This is a genomic window from Streptomyces sp. NPDC055962 (assembly GCF_042270185.1).
GTDB lineage: Bacteria > Actinomycetota > Actinomycetes > Streptomycetales > Streptomycetaceae > Streptomyces.
This window is the reverse complement of record NZ_JBHJYN010000025.1, coordinates 21,948-38,594: the sequence shown is the minus strand read 5'-3', so window position 1 is coordinate 38,594 and position 16,647 is coordinate 21,948. Positions and strand designations below refer to the sequence as shown.

The window sequence follows — 16,647 nt, the reverse complement described above, 5'->3', positions numbered from 1 at the left end:
CCCCCCGCCCTCGACGGTGAGCGGCGCGCCTACGCCGATGTCGTGCCCTTCGGCCGCCGCGTCGTCGAGGAGTTCCCCGACCGGGTGCTGTGGGGGACGGACTGGCCCCATCCCAACCTCACCGGACACATGCCCGACGACGGTCTCCTGCTCGACCACGTGCCGCGGATCGCCGTCACCCCCGTCCAGCAGCGGCGGCTCCTCGTCGACAACCCGATGAGCCTGTACTGGCCCGGCGAGGGCGTCTGACCCGCTCCCCGCCCCACCCGCACTCGCACCCGCACTCCGACAGGGACCGTCCCCATGCAGCACGCCAATGCGGCGAACCGGCTGGACAGGCTGCCGATCTCCCGCTTCCACACGTTCGGCCCCCGGTCCGCCGGGCGGTCCGGGAGCCGGGGCGCGTCCCGTCCGCTACGTGAGGCGACGGCTCCTGGGCACCACGACGGGTGAGGCGTCGCCCGGTGCGCGGAGGATGTCCGCCTCCAAGCCGTAGAGCTCCTTCACCAGCGCCCCGTCGACCGTGGCGGACGGCTCGCCCCGGGCGACGACGCGCCCGTCCTTCATCGCCACGAGGAGATCGGCGTACCGGGAGGCCGCCGCGAGGTCGTGCTGCACCATGACGACGGTGCGGCCGGCGGCGGCCACCTCCCGTACCAGTTCCAGGACTTCCACGGCGTGGCCGAGGTCGAGGGCGCTGGTGGGTTCGTCGAGCAGGACGACCGGGGTGTCCTGGGCGAGGACCATCGCGAGCCAGCACCTCTGGCGCTGGCCGCCGGAGAGCCGGTCCAGGCGCTCGGCGGCCAGCCCCGTCGTCCCGGTGGCCTCCAGCGCGTCGCGTACGGCGTGCTCGTCCCCCCGCGACCACTGGCGCAGCAGGCCCTGCCGGGGGTGCCGGCCGTAGCGGACGAGTCCGGCGACGGTGACGGCCTCGGGCGCGCGGGGCGACTGGGGCAGCAGGGCGACGCGGTGGGCGGCCCGGCGCCGGCCGAGCTCCCAGATGTCCTCGCCGCCGGCCTTCACCGTCCCGGACTCGGGGCGGTGCAGTCGCGCGACGGTGCGCAACAGGGTCGATTTGCCGCAGCCGTTGGGGCCGACGATCGCGACGACCTGTCCGGCGGGAACGGTGAGGTCGACGTTCTCGACGACCGGGCGGCCGGGGTATCCGGCGTGGAGCGCGGTGACTTCGAGGCCGGGGGCGGTCTCGCGGGACGTGTCGGTCATGGGGAGGTCATGCCTTTCCGGTGGCGCGGTCCGGGCGGAACAGGACCCAGAGCAGGAAGGGGCCGCCGAGAACGCTGGTGACGACGCCGACGGGCAGTTCGACGGGCGCGGCGACGCGTCCGAGGGCGTCGGCCGCGGCGATCAGCGCGGCACCGGTGAGCGCGGAGCCGGTGACGGGGACCCGGGTGGGCCCGGCGAGCCGCTGGGCCAGGACCGGGGCGGCGAGGGCGACGAAGGCGATGGGCCCGCCGACGCCGACGGCGGTGCCCGCGAGGGCCACGGCGAGGGCGAGGGCGCCCGCGCGCAGCCGGCGCAGACCGACGCCGAGGGAGGCGGCGACGTCGTCGTCGAAGCGCAGCAGTTGCAGCCGGTGGCCGGTCGCGAGGGCGAGGGGTACGAGGAGGAGCAGGACCAGGGCCAGGGGCGTACCGACGCTCCAGTCCCGTCCGTTGAGGCTGCCGACGGCCCAGAGGAAGACGCCGCCCGCGGTGTTGTCGTTCTCGCGGGACATGATCAGGTCGCTCACGGCACCGATGAAGGTGGAGACACCGATGCCGGTCACCAGGACCCGGTAGCCGGCGCCGCCCGTTCCTCCCGCGCAGAGGACGACGATCACGGCGGCCACGACGGCGCCGACGGGGCCGAGCCACCAGGTGCCGACCATGCCCGTGGTGGAGCCCGCCGCGGCGGCGACGACGGCCGCCGTGGCACCGTCGTTGACCCCGACCAGGTCGGGGGTGGCGAGGCGGTTGCCCGCCAGGGTCTGGGTCAGGCAGCCGGCGATGCCGAGCGCGGCGCCGACCATGAGCCCGGTGAACACGCGGGGCAGCCGGAAGTCCCGCACGATCATGACCGTTCCGGGGTCGCCGGTGCCGAGGAGTCCGGAAACCGTCTGCGGGAGGCTCATGCCGGTCGAACTCGCCATCACGGCGAGGGCGACGAGGACGGCGACGAGGGGGACGAGGAGCACGGCGGCGAGCAGGCTGCGGCGCGGAAGGAGCCAGGAGTACGCGCCCGTGCGCAGCACGGTGCTGTCGGGCGGCGTCACGTCGGGGGTACGGGTGAGGGGTTCCGGGTGTCCGCTCAGGGGGGTGTGCGGCACCGCGCCTCCGGTCGGTCTCAGGTCGGTCATGCCCCGGCCCCCGCGGTGGACAGGCGTGAGGAGCGGGCGATCCAGACGAGCAGGGGGCCGCCCACGAAGGCGAGCAGCACGCTGACGGGTGTCTCCCAGGGCCGGATGACGACGCGGGCGAGGATGTCCGCGAGGATCATGATGTCGGCCGCGATCAGTGCGGACAGGACGAGTTGGGCCGTCATGCGGGGTCCTGTCAGCGCGCGTGCGGCGTAGGGGGCGAGCAGCCCCAGGAAGGCGATGGGGCCCGCCACCGCGACCGCGCACCCGGCGAGCAGCGAGACGGCTCCGGCGACGACGAGCCGGATCCGGCCGGGGTGGTGGCCGAGCGAGCGGGCGCCGTCGTCCCCGAGCCCGAGCGCCGACAGCGGGCGGGCGCAGCCGAGTGCGGTGAGCAGCCCCAGGGCGACGAGCGGCAGGAGGGGGAGGAGGTCGGAGATCCCGATTCCGGCGAGTGAGCCGATCGTCCAGTAGCGGTAGGTGTCGAACGTCGACTGCGTGCCCAGCAGGACGTAGGACGTACAGCCGTGGAACGTGGCGCCCAGCGCGGAGCCGGCGAGGACCAGGCGCAGGGGTGAGCCTGCGGTGCGTCCGGATCCGGCGAACAGCAGGACGACGGCGCTGGCCGCCATGCCGCCGAGGAGGGCCCACACCAGCAGCGCTCCCGGGGAGTCGGCGCCGAAGAAGGTGAGGCCGAGGACGACGGAGAAGGCGGCGCCGGAGTTGACGCCCAGCAGTCCGGTCTCGGCGAGCGGGTTGCGGGTCGCGGCCTGGAGCAGGCAGCCGGCGGCGCCGAGGCAGGTGCCGACGAGGACGGCGGCGAGCGTGCGGGGAAGGCGGACGTCCATGACGGCCAGCCGGATCCGGGCGTCGGCACGGGCGGCGGGGTCACCGGCCAGGAAGTCCCAGGCTCGCCCCACCGGGCTGCTGCCCGTGCCGATGAGGAGGGAGAGCAGCACCAGGGCCACGAGGAGGACCAGAAGTCCCGTGGTGGCCAGGGGAATGGGAGGCACCTGACGCGGCGGGCCTGCGGACGGGCGGGATCCGGCTGACCTCGGCGGACCCCCTTGCGCTATCGACATAAGGGTAGCCTAACCTAAGTGAACTCGTCCGGTTCCGGCGAGGCTCTGGACACACCTGTGCCCTGAAGTGGTGCGACGCGTACCGCTTCTCGCCGATGCGGGTGTCGGAGAGCGGCCCGCCGGAACGGGATTCGTCTGATGCAAACGGAGAACCCAGGCCATGGCGCCGTATTCGACCCCCTCGTCCCCCGGTATCGCACGCCCCGTCATGTCGGCGGCCCTGCTCACCCTCTGCGCGCTCACGCTGAGCGCCTGCGGGTCCGAGGACGGGACCGCTTCCGCGGACCCGCAGGCCGCGGCGACGACCCGGGTCACGGACGCGACCGGGGCCGAGGTGAAGGTCCCGGCCACGCCGGAACGTGTGGTGGCCCTCAGCGAGATGGACCTGGACGCCTCGCTCGCCCTGGGCGTCGAGCCGGTGGGACTCACCGCGGGGCGCGGCCAGAAGGGCGCACCCCAGTACCTCGCGGACCAGGCGCGGTCCGTCCCCGTCGTGGGCGCCGTGACCGGCCCGGACATCGAGAAGGTCGTCCAGGCGAAGCCGGACGTGATCCTCGCGGGGCAGCTCGCCGACGAGCAGGTGCTCGCGCAGCTCCGGAAGATCGCGCCGACGGTGGTCACCATCGACGCCACCAAGGACTGGAAGAAGGCCCTCCAGCTCACCGGCAGGACGCTCGGCAGGTCCAACGAGGCCGAGAAGTTCCTCGCCGGCTACGAGACCCGGGCCGCGGCTCTCAAGGCCGATCTCGGGGAACAGGCCGGCGCGAGCGTGTCCGTGGCCCGCTACTCGGCCAAGGGCACCGCGGTCATGCAGCAGGGCGTGTTCATCAGCGACGTGCTGAAGGACCTCGGCTTCGCGCGTCCGGGCATCCAGAACGAGAAGGGCGAGGGCCACTCCACGCCGCTCAGCGACGAGAACCTCGAAGAGATCGACGGCGACTGGCTGTTCATCGGCTCCCTCGACGCGGGCACCGACGCCGGCCTCCTCGGCGAGCTGGCGAAGAAGCCCGCCTACGCGCAGCTGGGCGCCGTGCGCGCGAAGCACGCGACCGTCATCGACGGCACCAAGTGGACCAGTCTCGGTGGCGCGCAGGCAGCGGTCTCGGTGCTCGACGACATCCGGAAGGCCATGGTCAAGTGAGCCGGGAGCAGGAGCTCACCGGACGGCTCGCCCTCGTGACGGGCGCGGGCCGCGGCATAGGCGAGGCGGTCGTCCACGCGCTGGCCGCCCGCGGGGCCCGCGTCCTCGCCACCGACCTGGCCGGGGACGGTGTCGCCGCCCTGGCCGGGGCTTACGGCGGCCGGGTGACCGCGCGCATCCTCGACGTCACGGACTCCTCGGCCGTCGAGACCCTCGTCGAGGAGGCGGAGAGCACGCTCGGCCCGCTGGACATCGCGGTCAACGTGGCCGGGATCCTGCGTGGTTCGCCCGTCGCCGGCATCTCGGACGAGGAGTGGGCGGCCACCTTCGCCGTCAACACCCACGGCGTCTTCCACGTGTCACGGTCCGTCTCCCGCCGGATGACGGAACGGGGTTCGGGCAGCATCGTCACGGTCGCCTCCAACGCCGCCGGCATCCCCCGTACGAACATGGCGGCCTACGCCGCCTCCAAGGCGGCCGCCGTCATGTTCACCAAGTGCCTCGGCCTCGAAGTGGCGTCCCGGGGTGTGCGGTGCAACACCGTCTCGCCCGGATCGACCCTGACCGACATGCAGCGCGGCATGTGGACGGCGGGCGACGAGGAGGCCTCCGCCCGCGGCGTCATCGAGGGCGACCCGGCGGCCTACCGCACCGGTATCCCGCTCGGCCGGATCGCTGACCCCTCCGACATCGCCGACGCGGTCGCCTTCCTCGTGTCCGACCGCGCCCGCCACATCACCATGCACGACCTGTACGTCGACGGCGGAGCCACCCTGCGGGCCTGAACGCCGCCTCGCGCCGCCACCCTGCCGCAGTTCGAGCCATCCCCACTGGAGACCACCCATGTCTGCCTCTCTGCGCACACCCACCGCTCCCACCGCTTCTCCCCCACACGACGCCCCCGGTGCGGCGACCGCCCTGCTGGAGGCCTACCGGCCCGGCACGGACCGCTTCCTCGCCACACCCCGGCACACCCTGCTCGGATCGGGCACCGCGGCGCTGGTGCCGCACGACTCCCGGCCGCCGGCCCTGCGGGTCCAGGAGGTCCTGGACGCCGCCCGGCGCCCTGGCCGACCCGTACCGGTCGTCATGGGCTCGGTGCCCTTCGCACCCGGCGGCGAGGCGGCCCTCGCCGTCCCGGAGACGGTCAGGCGGGCCGGCGCCCTGCGCGAGGACCCGCTCATCGCACTGCACGGCCCCGACGTGGGCCAGGGTGACGACTGGCGGATACGCGAGGTCCCGGCCGCGCGGGAGTACTCCGACGCGGTGGCCGCGGCCGTGAAGCGCATGCGCGCGGGGGAGTTCGACAAAGTCGTCCTCGCCCGCACGCTGGAGCTGACGTCGGCCCGTGACCTCGACCTGCCGGCCATGCTGAGCCGGCTGGCACGCCGCGACCCGGACGGATACACCTTCGCCGTGCCCAGCGGTCCGGGCCGCACCCTCGTCGGTGCGAGTCCCGAGCTCCTCGTGGCCCGCCGGGGCGGCCGGCTCGTCGCCAACCCGCTGGCGGGATCCGCCCAGCGCAGCGGTGACCTGGCCGAGGACGTCCGCAGAGCTGCCGCCCTCCTGGACTCGCCGAAGGACCTCCACGAGCACGCCGTCGTGGTCGACGCCATCCGCGAGGCGCTCGCGCCGTTCTGCGTCACCCTGGACGTGCCCGAACGCCCCACCCTCGTACGGACCGCCGCCATGTGGCACCTGTCGACGACGCTGACCGGGGAGCTGCGCGACCCGTCGTCCACCGCCCTGGACCTGGCGTCCGCGCTGCATCCCACCCCGGCCGTCTGCGGCACACCGACCGACGTGGCCCGGCAGGTCATCGCGGACTCCGAGCCGTTCGACCGCGGCGCGTACACCGGCATGGTCGGCTGGCAGGACGCGGACGGCGACGGCGACTGGGTCGTGACGATCCGCTGCGCCGAGGCCGAGGGACGCACCCTGCGGCTGTTCGCCGGCGCGGGGGTCGTGGCGGAGTCCTCGCCGGCCGCCGAGACGGCGGAGACCGGGGCCAAGTTCCGGACGTTCCTGAGCGCCGTGGGAGCCTCGCTGTGACCGCCCTCCGGACTGCCGACGCGCCCACCTGGCCCGACGAGTTCGCCGCGCGCTACCGTGCGGCGGGCCACTGGCGCGGGGAGACCTTCGGCGGCTTCCTGCGTGAGCGCGCCACCGCGCACCCGGACCGCGTCGCGGTCGTCGATCCGGCCCCCGCACGCCGTGAGTGGACGTACCGGGAACTGGACGAGCGGGCGTCCCGCCTGGCCGCCGGGTTCGCCGCCCGCGGGATCTCCCGGGGTGACCGCGTCGTCGTACAGCTCCCCAACGTGGCCGAGTTCATCGAGGTCGTCTTCGCGCTCTTCCGCATCGGCGCACTGCCGGTCTACGCGCTGCCCGCGCACCGGGAGACGGAGATCGAGTACTTCTGCTCCTTCACCGAGGCCGTCGCCTACGTGGTCCCGGACCGCCACGCCGGCTTCGACCACCGCGCGCTGGCCTCGAAGGTGAAGGAGCGTACGCCGAGCCTGGAGCACGTCTTCGTCGTCGGAGCGCCGGGCGAGCACACCGCCCTCTCCGACGTACCCCGTACGCCCACGGACACCGGGTCCGGGCCGGAACCGCACGACCTGGCGTTCCTCCAGCTCTCGGGCGGTACCACGGGGGTCCCCAAGCTCATCCCGCGCACGCACGACGACTACATCTACTCGCTGCGCGGGTCCAACGAGATCTGCGGGGTCGACGGTGACACCCGCTTCCTCGTCGTGCTCCCGGCCGCGCACAACTTCCCGATGAGCTCACCGGGGTGGCTCGGTGCGCTGTACGCCGGGGGGACCGTGGTCCTGTGCCCCGGCCCCGACCCTGCCACGGCCTTCCCTCTCGTGGAGCGCGAACGCGTCACGATGACGGGGATGGTGCCGCCCCTCGCGCTGGTGTGGACGGAGGCGGCACCGGGCACCGGGCACGACCTGTCCAGCCTGGAACTGGTCCTCGTCGGCGGCGCCAAGTACAGCGAGGCGGCCGCCCGCAGGCTGGAGCCCGCGCTGGGGTGCCGGCTCATGCAGGTGTTCGGCATGGCCGAGGGACTCGTCAACTACACGCGCCTGGAAGACGACCACGAGACCGTGGTCACCACCCAGGGCCTGCCGATCTCCGCGGACGACGAGATCCGTGTCGTCGACGACGCGGACGAAGAGGTGCCCGAGGGGGGCTTCGGGCACCTGCTGACCCGCGGCCCGTACACGATCCGCGGATACTGGCGCGCGCCCGAGCACAACCGGAAGGCGTTCACCGAGGACGGCTTCTACCGCACGGGGGACATCGTGCGCCGCACCCCGACGGGCCATCTCGTCGTCGAGGGGCGCGCCAAGGACCAGATCAACCGGGGCGGCGAGAAGGTCGCACCGGAGGAGATCGAGAACATCATCCTCGGTCATCCGTCGGTGCACGACGTGTCCGTGGTGGGGGTGCCCGACGCATACCTGGGGGAACGCACCCTGGCCTACGTCGTCCTGCGCGCCGGCGCCGAGCCGCTGAAGCCGGTCGCCGTCAAACGCCTCGTGCGCGAGCGCGGGGTCGCCGCGTACAAGATCCCCGACCTCGTCGAGTTCGTCGATGCCTTCCCGCAGACCGGCATCGGCAAGGTCAGCAAGAAGGGGCTGCGCTCCGACGCGCGCCCCGGCCGTGCCGTGTCCGTCCAGCACTGAGTCCCACCACCGAGTTCCGCCCCGAGCGGCACCGAAAGGTTCCACCCCATGGCCCTTCCCGCCATCGCTCCCTACGCACTGCCGACCGAAGCCGAACTGCCCGCGAACCGGGTGGACTGGACCGTCGACCCCGCCCGCGCCGTCCTGCTGGTCCACGACCTGCAGAACCACTTCCTCGGCGCCTTCCCGCCCGGGGAGCAGCCGCTCACCGGCATGCTCGACAACACCTCCCGCCTCATCGAGGAGTGCCGCCGCCTCGGTGTACCGGTCGTCTACTCGGTGCAGCGCGGCGGCCAGACGGCGGAGGAACGCGGGCTCCAGCTCGACTTCTGGGGCCCCGGCGCCGCCGACGACCCCGAAGCCCTGGCGGTTCCCGGGACCGTGGCCCCCGCGGACGGCGACACCGTCCTGACCAAATGGAAGTACAGCGCCTTCGTCCGCACCGAACTCGACGAGCTGCTCCGCGGATCCGGCCGCGACCAGTTGGTGATCACCGGTGTGTACGCGCACATCGGGGTGCTCATGAGCGCCTGCGACGCGTGGATGCGTGACATCCGGGCCTTCGTCGTCGCCGACGCCGTGGCGGACTTCTCTCGTGAGGACCACGACATGGCGCTGCGCTGGGCGGCCGGCCGCTGCGCGGTCGTCACCACGACCGACGCGCTCCTGAAGGGGATCTGACCACCATGGCGCTCACCCTCGAACTGATCCGCCGCGACGTCGCCGACGCCCTCGGTGAGGATCCTGCGGACATCCCCGTCGACGAGAACCTCCTCGACTACGGCCTCGACTCGGTGCGCATCATGGCGCTGCTGGGGCGCTGGCGCCGGGACCACGGCGTCGAGGCCGACTTCGCGGACCTCGCCGAGCAGCCCGCCCTGGAGGCCTGGGCTCCGCTGCTGGGGGTCTCATGACCGCCGTGCTCACCGATCCCGGCGGTGCGCCCGGCACGGACGCCGCGCCGCTCGTACTGCCGCTGACCGCCGCCCAGTCGGGCATGTGGTTCGCACAGTCCCTCGATCCGTCGAGCCCCGCGCAGAACACGGCGGAGTGCCTGGAGATCGACGGTCCGCTCGACCCGGAGGTGTTCGCCGAGGCCCTGCGCCACGTGACCGCCGAGGCCGACGCGCTGCGCGTCACCGTCGAGGACTCCCCCGACGGCCCGCGCCAGCGCGTGGGGGCCCCGGTCGCGCTGCCGCTCACGACGCACGACCTGCGCGACGCGTCCGACCCGGGCCGGCGGGCCGAGGAGTGGATGCGCGCCGACCTCGCCGAACCCTTCGACCTCACGGTCGGCCCGCTGTTCCGCCACGCCCTGTTCCGCGTCGGCGAGGAGCGGTGGCTGTGGTACCAGCGCATCCACCACCTCGTCATGGACGGCTTCGGCTACTCGCTGCTCGTGCGCAGGACCGCCGCGGTCTACACGGCGCTCGCCCGGGGCGACGCCCCCGGCCCCCGTTCCTTCGGGACGCTCGCCGAACTGGTCGAGGAGGACGCCGCGTACCGCTCGTCGGAGGCGTTCACCGCCGACCGCGCGCACTGGACCGGGGCGTTCGCCGACCGGCCCGAGGTGCCGCGGCTCGCGGGGCGCGGGGCGCTGCCCTCGCGGACGTTCCTGCGCCGCACGGCCCATCTGGGCCCGGACGCCACCGAGGGCGTGCGGGACCTGGCCGCACGGCTACGCGCCACCTGGCCGGACGTGCTGATCGCCGCCCAGGCCCTGTACACCGCGCGGGCGACGGGCCGTCAGGAGGTCGTGCTGGGACTGCCGATGATGGGCCGCATGGGGTCCGTGTCGCTGCGGGTACCCGGCATGGTGATGAACGTGCTCCCGCTGCGGCTGGACGTGTCCCCCGGCGCGACCTTCGCCGAGCTGGTCCGCCAGGTGGTGCTGGGCATCCGCGAGGTCCGCCGCCACCAGCGCTTCCGCTACGAGGACATCCGCCGCGACCTGCGGCTCCTCGGCGAGAACCGGGGCCTGGTGGGTCCCCTCGTCAACGTCATGCCCTTCGACTACGACGTGGACTTCGCCGGCGCCCCCGCGCGGGCGCGGAACCTGTCGGCCGGACCGGTCGACGACCTGACGGTGAACATCTACGACCGGGCCGACGGCCGTGGTCTGCGCATCGACCACGACGCGAATCCCGCCCTCTACGGCGACCGGGAGCTCACCGCCCACCAGGAGCGCTTCCTGCACCTGGTGGAGCGGCTGAGCCGGGCCGACCCGCACGTCCCGACAGCCGCCCACGGCATCGCGACGCCGGACGAGCTCGAACTGGTCCTGAGGACGTTCAACGACACGGGCCGCACGCTTCCGCCCACGACGCTGATCGGCCCGATCGAGTCGCGCGCCGCACGCACCCCCGACGCCACAGCCCTGGTGTACGGCGACACCGCGCTCACCTACGAGGAGCTGAACACCCGCGCCAACCGGCTGGCCCGGCACCTGCGGACGCTCGGCGCCCGGCCCGGTGCGGTGGTGGCCGTGTCGGTGCCGCGCTCGGTGGAGCTCGTGGTGTCCCTGCTCGCCGTCCTGAAGGCGGGAGCCGCGTATCTGCCGCTCGACCCCGACTACCCGGAGCAGCGGCTGACGTACATGCTGCGGGACGCGGCGCCGGTGTGCGCGGTGACCGACCGGGCGGGGCGGCTCCCCGAGGACACCGGGACGCCGCTGGTCGTCCTGGACGGCCTCGACGTGTCGGGGTACCTCTGGGTGAACCCGTCGCGGCCTCTCACTCCGGCGCACCCGGCCTACGTCATCTACACCTCGGGCTCGACGGGACGCCCCAAGGGGGTCGTCGTGTCGCACGGCGCGATCGACAACCGGCTGCGCTGGATGCAGAGCGCCTACGGGCTGACGGCGGACGACCGGGTGCTGCAGAAGACCCCGTCCTCGTTCGACGTGTCCGTGTGGGAGTTCTTCTGGCCGCTGCGCCAGGGCGCGACGCTGGTGGTCGCCGAACCGGGCGGGCACAAGGATCCGGCCTACCTGGCCCGGCTGATCCGTGAACGCTCCGTCACCACCTGCCACTTCGTGCCGTCGATGCTCCAGGTCTTCCTCGCGGAGGCGGACACGGGGGCGGAGGCGTGCGGGAGTCTGAGGAGGGTCTTCTGCAGTGGCGAGGCGCTGCCCCGCGAGACCGCCGACGCCTTCGGACGCGGTCTGCCCGGCGTGGAACTGCACAATCTGTACGGGCCCACCGAGGCAGCCGTCGACGTCACCTTCCACGCGTGCGTGCCCGACGCCACCGGCCCGGTGCCGATCGGCCGGCCGGTGTGGAACACCCGGCTGTACGTGCTCGACGCGGCGCTCCAGCCGTGCCCGCCGGGCGTTCCCGGGGAACTCCACCTGGCGGGACGTCAGCTCGCCGAGGGCTATCTGAACCGCCCGGAGCTGACCGCGTCCCGCTTCGTCGCCGACCCCTTCGGATCGCCGGCGCAGCGCATGTACCGCACGGGGGACCTGGCCCACTGGACGGAGGAGGGCGAGGTCGTCTACCTCGGCCGCACGGACGACCAGGTCAAGCTCCGCGGGCAGCGCATCGAGCTCGGCGAGATCGAGACGGCACTGACGGCCCGGGACGGGGTGGACGCCTCCTGCGCCCTCGTACGGGAGGACCGGCCCGGCGAGCAGCGGCTCGTCGGCTACATCACGGGGGCCGCCGACCCGGTGGCCGTACGCGCCTCGCTGGCGAAGGAGTTGCCGGAGCACATGGTGCCCGCGGCGGTGGTGGCGCTGGACGCCTTCCCGCTGAGCCCCAACGGCAAGCTGGACCGGCGCGCCCTGCCCGCCCCGGTGTTCGGCGGCGGCGCCGGATCGCGGCGGCCGTCGGACGCGCGGGAGGAGGCGCTGACCCGGCTGTTCGCGCAGGTGCTGGACGTCGGCCGGGTCGGCCCCGACGACGCTTTCTTCGACCTGGGCGGCACCTCGCTGCTCGCCGTGCGTCTCGTGGCGCGCGTACGGGAGGAGTTCGGCGCCGAGCTGACGATCGGCTCGCTGTTCGCCTCACCGACCCCGGCCGCGCTGGCCGCCCGGCTGGGCTCCACGGGACCCACGTCCGAGGACGCCCTGGGTGTCGTCCTGCGGCTGCGCGGCGGGGAGGGGCGTACCCCGTTGTTCGCGGTGCACCCGGCGGGCGGAATCGCCTGGTGCTACGCCGGCCTGTCGGCCCGCCTGGGCCCGGAGCAGCCGGTGTACGGCATCCAGGCGCGCGGGCTCGTGGGCGACGAGGCGCTGCCGCTCACCCTCCAGGAGGAGGCGGCCGACTACCTGGCGCATATCCGCGCGGTCCAGGAGCACGGCCCTTACCGGCTGTTGGGCTGGTCCGTCGGCGGGGTACTGGCGCACACCGTCGCCGTACTGCTCCAGGAGGCGGGCGAGGAGGTGGAGCTGCTGGCTCTGCTCGACGCGTTCCCGGCCGAGCAGTGGCGGGAGCGGCCGGCGCCCGAGGAGGGGGACGCGCTGACCGCGGTCCTGCGCATGGCGGGCTTCGACCGCACGGACGAGCGGGACCGTGAGGACGTGCTGGCGACGCTGCGCCGGGCGGGGAGCCCGCTCGCCGGACTCGGTGACCGCACCCTGTCGAAGATCGTCGACATCGTGCCGAACCACGCCCGGATGATGCGCGAGCACCGGCACCAGGAGTACGACGGCGACCTGCTGTTCTTCACGGCGGCCGCTCCCCGCGCGGAGGACTGGCTGACCCGCGAGGCGTGGCGGGCCCATGTGACCGGGTCCGTCGACAACCATGATCTGGACTGCACCCACCCGCAGCTGATGCAGGACCGCCATCTCGACACCGTCGCCGCCGTCCTGGCGGCCCGTCTGAAGGAGCTGGACGCGTGAGCGGGAGGAGCGGGCCGTTCGATCCCGGGCCGGAGGACCGCGCCACGCACCTGGTGCTGGAGAACGCAGGGGGGTATCTGTCCCTCTGGCCGGTCTGGCGGGAGGTGCCCGAGGGGTGGTCCGTCCGGTTCGGCCCGGCCCCGCACGGGGCGTGTGCCGCCGCGCTGGAGCCGGGCCGGGACCGGGCCTGAGGTCCGGCCGCCCCTACTCCGTGGGGGCGGCCGGACCCAGCAGGTCGACCAGTCCGTCGGCGAGCTCGGTGCGCCAGCACAGGTAGTCGTGGCCGCCGTTGAACTCCCGGTAGGAGGCGTCGTCGTAGCCCGCGGCCGCCAGGACCTCGCGCAGCCGCCGGGCGGCGGGCAGGGCGACCCACTCCTGTTCCCCGAAGGAGAGCCAGAAGCGGACGGGCAGGCGCGGGGACCCGGCGATCCGGTCGGTGAGCCACTGTGCCTGCGGGCCGTCGGGCCACCAGAACGAGCCGGACTGCGCCAGGACGTTGCCGAAGCGGCCGGGGGCGGTCAGCGCCGCATGCGCGGCGGAGAGGCCGCCCAGGCTCTGTCCGGCGACGACCGTGCGGGCGGGGTCCCCGGTGACCGGGAGCCGTGCCGCGGCCCAGGGCAGCAGTTCGTCGGCCAGGAAGGCGGTGAACTCCGGACGGCAGGTCATGTCGGACCACCGGGTGTCCGCGTCCACGGACTCCGGCAGGAGCGCGACGAGCGGCGGGATGCGGCCGTCGGCGATCAGGTTGTCCAGCAGGTGCGCGAGCCCGAGGTTCGGCTGCCAGTGCTCCCCGTCGAGGAGCACGAGCACGGGCAGTGCGTCCGAGTGCCCCGGGGTGGGCGGCGGTTCGTACAGCCAGACCGTCCGAGTGCCTCCGAGCTTCCCGGCCGGCACGTCGTGGGCGGCCACGCGGCCACGGGGGACGCCCGGCCTCGGCCGCCAGTCCTGTCCGCCGGGGGCGGCGGGGAGTTCCGCGTAGGACACCGGGTCGCCGCCCCAGCGGCGTGGCAGGGTGCGGGCGTTGAGCGGATCGGGGCGTCTGCGGGTGCGCAGCCACTGCCAGTAGCCGGGGCTGCCCGGCTCGGGTCCGTCGCCCTCGTCGACGTAGAAGTCGTAGGTGCCGCGCCAGTCGTGCCGCAGACGCAGGGTCCAGTGCCACACGTCGGTGCCGGGCAGGCGTTCCATCAGATTGCCCTCGGGCAGCCGTGGATCCCCCAGCTTGTTGGGGAGGACCTGCACGGCACGGGTGGCGTCGGTGCCGCGCCAGAGGAACGTCACCGCCCGGTGGTCGGGGCTTCCGTGCGGGTCGGGCCCGAGGAGCGGGGTGCCGCCGACGCGGACGTCCGCCCAGAACTCCTCGGTCTCCCCGGGGGCGGGGAGCCGGTGTGCCGGCCTCCCGAGCCTCGGCACTTCGTCCGGACGCACGGTCCGAGGGGGCCGGCGCGGGGCGTCGTGCGGCGGCACTGATGTGATCACGTGGAGAGCTCCGAACAGCGGGAACAGCAGGGGGACTGCAACTTAGGGTCACCTTACCTCCCGGCCCGGGGCGCCGGACATCCACAGTACTTAGGTTAGGCTAACCTAAGTGGGCCTGGCTCTTGCCGGTGCATCTGCAACGCCGTTACCCCGCGCCCTCGTTCACCCTCTCTCCGCCTCCTGCCTGGAGCAGCTCATCATGAACCCTGCCAGACCCTCCCGTTCCACCGCGCCCGCCTCTGCCGCGCCCCGTCCCCGGCTGGGGCGGGTGGCCGCCCTCGCCGCAGGCGCGACGCTCGGCATCGGCACCCTGGCCGCCCTGCCCCTCGCGGCGGGCCCCGCCGGAGCGGCCGCGACCGGCACGGTCGCTCTCGTCGCCGACAGCGCCTCCCCCGCGGTCACCCTCGGCACCACGAACGTGAAGCCCGGCGGCTCACTGCCGTTCGAGGCGACGGGCTTCCCCGCGGGAGCCACCCTGAGCGTCAAGTTCGACGACGCGACCCTGCTCGAGCAGTTCCCCATCGGTGACGACGGCAGCGTCTCGGGCACAGTGGCGGTCCCCGCCGACGCCGCCCCCTGCGGCGGGCACTGGCTGCGCTTCCTGGCACCGCAGACGAGCGTCCGCAGCGAGAACCTGACGGTGACCGGCAGCACGCCGACGCCGACGCCGACCCCGACACCCACGTCCACCCCCACCGCTCCCCCGACGACCGCGCCGCCCACGGACGGCCCGGCGGTCCGGTTGAAGACCTCGACGGTGACGGCAGGCGGGAAGGTCACCTTCACCCTCACGGGGTTCACCAAGGGCCAGAGCGTCACGGTGAAGCTGGACGACACCGACATCATCGGGCAGTGGCCCTCGGCCGTGAAGGCCGACGGGAGCCTCACCGCCACGGTCACCGTCCCCAGGTCGGCCTCGGCCGGGGCCCACTGGCTGCGCTTCCTCGCACCGAACCCCTCGACGAGCCTCCGGGCCGACCTGTCGGTGACATCGACCGGCACGGGCGGTGACTCCGGCAGCGGCACGGGCGGCGGCGACTCCGGCGGCAGCACCGGCGGCGGTACGGTCACGGGCACGAGCGGCGGTTCGGGCGGCACCGGCGGATCCGGCGGCGGCTCGGGCGGCACCTCGGCCACGTCCGCCGCGATCACCGCGGGTTCCCAGGTCGCCGGGGGCGGCAAGGTGTCCTTCCGGGTGACGGGCTTCCCGGCCGGCCAGCAGCTCACCGTCAAGCTCGACGATGCGAAGATCATCGGTCAGTGGCCGGACGGCATCGGCGCCGACGGCTCACTCACCGGCACCGTCACGATCCCGGCGGATGCCGCGAAGGGCGCCCACTGGCTGCGCTTCCTCGCTCCCAATCCCTCGACGAGCCTCCGGGCCGGCTTCACCGTCACCTCCGGCACCTCGGCCGCGCAGGCGGCGGCGAGCACCTCGCCCGACGGCACGGGCGGCACCGCCGCGGTACCGGCGGCCACGGGCGCACCCGCGAGCGCATCCAACTCCCGTGGGGCCAAGGCCGCGATCCAGGCCAGCGAGGTGCAGGCGGGCGGGAGGATCCCCTTCGAGGTGACCGCGTTCCCGGCCGGACAGACCGTCACCATCAAGCTGGACGACGAGGAGATCCTCGGCCAGTGGAAGGCCGACGCCTCGGGCGCGTACAAGGGTGAGGTCACGATCCCGGCCGGCACCCCCGCGGGGGCGCACTGGCTGCGCTTCCTCGCGCCGAACCCGTCCACCACCCTCAAGGTCGACTTCACCGTGACCGCTCCCGGCACGACGGGCACGGGCGCCGCCCCGGCGGCGGCAGCCGCACCCGGGACCACGCCGGACGCCGTCACCGCGGCGTCCGCGGAGAGCTCCGTCTCGTACGCGACGATCGCCTGGTCGGCGGCGGCCGCGGCGGCCGGCGGAGCGGCCGGCGCCGCCGCCACGACCCTCGTCGTCGTGCGCCGGCGACCGGGCGGCCGCGCCGCGCAGGGCTGACGCCCCAGCACAGCGCCTTCACCGACACGTTGTTGTCCTCGTCACACACCTGAAGGCGCGC

14 protein-coding genes are annotated in these 16,647 nt (G+C 73.9%); 10 read left to right on the top strand and 4 right to left on the bottom strand.

Going from position 1 to position 16,647, the window contains the following annotated elements; translation table 11 throughout:
- Positions 1-249, top strand: a 249-nt coding sequence (locus tag ACFC51_RS35575; protein ID WP_376532898.1) for an amidohydrolase family protein, incomplete at its 5' end; no start/stop codon positions are given.
- Between the two features lie 165 nt (positions 250-414).
- Here the strand turns inward: ACFC51_RS35575 and ACFC51_RS35570 are convergent.
- The 3 genes from ACFC51_RS35570 to ACFC51_RS35560 are packed head-to-tail and all read right to left on the bottom strand — an operon-like array spanning position 415 to position 3,438.
- A complete protein-coding gene (locus ACFC51_RS35570; protein WP_376532896.1) occupies positions 415-1,224 on the bottom strand; it encodes an ABC transporter ATP-binding protein in 810 nt (269 codons plus the stop codon).
- A 7-nt stretch (positions 1,225-1,231) separates the two neighbouring features.
- Complete coding sequence (locus ACFC51_RS35565) at positions 1,232-2,356, bottom strand: FecCD family ABC transporter permease (RefSeq protein ID WP_376532894.1); 1,125 nt, start codon at positions 2,354-2,356, stop codon at positions 1,232-1,234.
- Positions 2,353-3,438: a FecCD family ABC transporter permease gene (locus tag ACFC51_RS35560; RefSeq protein WP_376532892.1), complete on the bottom strand. Its 1,086-nt coding sequence runs from the start codon at positions 3,436-3,438 to the stop codon at positions 2,353-2,355. The genes ACFC51_RS35565 and ACFC51_RS35560 overlap by 4 nt, the downstream gene beginning before the upstream one ends.
- A 160-nt stretch (positions 3,439-3,598) precedes the next feature.
- Between ACFC51_RS35560 and ACFC51_RS35555 the strand changes: the two genes are divergently transcribed.
- Genes ACFC51_RS35555 through ACFC51_RS35520 form a run of 8 tightly spaced genes read left to right on the top strand, consistent with a single transcriptional unit; the run spans position 3,599 to position 13,314 of the window.
- A complete protein-coding gene (locus tag ACFC51_RS35555; RefSeq protein WP_376377409.1) occupies positions 3,599-4,579 on the top strand; it encodes an ABC transporter substrate-binding protein in 981 nt (326 codons plus the stop codon).
- The gene (locus ACFC51_RS35550) at positions 4,576-5,364 is read left to right on the top strand and encodes a 2,3-dihydro-2,3-dihydroxybenzoate dehydrogenase (protein WP_376377407.1); all 789 of its coding nucleotides are present in this window, start codon (positions 4,576-4,578) and stop codon (positions 5,362-5,364) included. Before ACFC51_RS35555 ends, ACFC51_RS35550 begins: the two co-directional genes overlap by 4 nt.
- Before the next feature lie 58 nt (positions 5,365-5,422).
- Entirely contained in the window at positions 5,423-6,631 is a 1,209-nt protein-coding gene (locus tag ACFC51_RS35545) for an isochorismate synthase (protein WP_376532890.1), read from the top strand.
- On the top strand, positions 6,628-8,277 hold the full coding sequence (locus tag ACFC51_RS35540; RefSeq protein ID WP_376532888.1) for a (2,3-dihydroxybenzoyl)adenylate synthase: 1,650 nt from the start codon (positions 6,628-6,630) through the stop codon (positions 8,275-8,277). Before ACFC51_RS35545 ends, ACFC51_RS35540 begins: the two co-directional genes overlap by 4 nt.
- 48 nt (positions 8,278-8,325) lie before the next feature.
- Positions 8,326-8,958 (top strand): isochorismatase family protein, encoded by a 633-nt coding sequence (locus ACFC51_RS35535; protein WP_376377403.1) that lies wholly within the window; start codon positions 8,326-8,328, stop codon positions 8,956-8,958.
- Positions 8,959-8,963: 5 nt separating this feature from the next.
- Positions 8,964-9,191, top strand: a complete 228-nt coding sequence (locus ACFC51_RS35530) for a phosphopantetheine-binding protein (RefSeq protein WP_376377401.1) — start codon at positions 8,964-8,966, stop codon at positions 9,189-9,191.
- Positions 9,188-13,123, top strand: a complete 3,936-nt coding sequence (locus tag ACFC51_RS35525) for an amino acid adenylation domain-containing protein (RefSeq protein ID WP_376532886.1) — start codon at positions 9,188-9,190, stop codon at positions 13,121-13,123. Before ACFC51_RS35530 ends, ACFC51_RS35525 begins: the two co-directional genes overlap by 4 nt.
- Positions 13,120-13,314: an MbtH family NRPS accessory protein gene (locus tag ACFC51_RS35520; protein ID WP_376377398.1), complete on the top strand. Its 195-nt coding sequence runs from the start codon at positions 13,120-13,122 to the stop codon at positions 13,312-13,314. Before ACFC51_RS35525 ends, ACFC51_RS35520 begins: the two co-directional genes overlap by 4 nt.
- A gap of 13 nt (positions 13,315-13,327) precedes the next feature.
- On the opposite strand, the gene fes is transcribed toward ACFC51_RS35520, so the two are convergent.
- Positions 13,328-14,599 carry an enterochelin esterase gene (fes, locus tag ACFC51_RS35515; protein WP_376532884.1) on the bottom strand — a complete coding sequence of 424 codons (1,272 nt, stop codon included), beginning with the start codon at positions 14,597-14,599 and terminating at the stop codon, positions 13,328-13,330.
- 199 nt (positions 14,600-14,798) lie between these two features.
- On the opposite strand from fes, the gene ACFC51_RS35510 reads away from it, so the two are divergent.
- Positions 14,799-16,586 carry a hypothetical protein gene (locus ACFC51_RS35510; RefSeq protein WP_376532882.1) on the top strand — a complete coding sequence of 596 codons (1,788 nt, stop codon included), beginning with the start codon at positions 14,799-14,801 and terminating at the stop codon, positions 16,584-16,586.
- Positions 16,587-16,647: the final 61 nt, after the last annotated feature.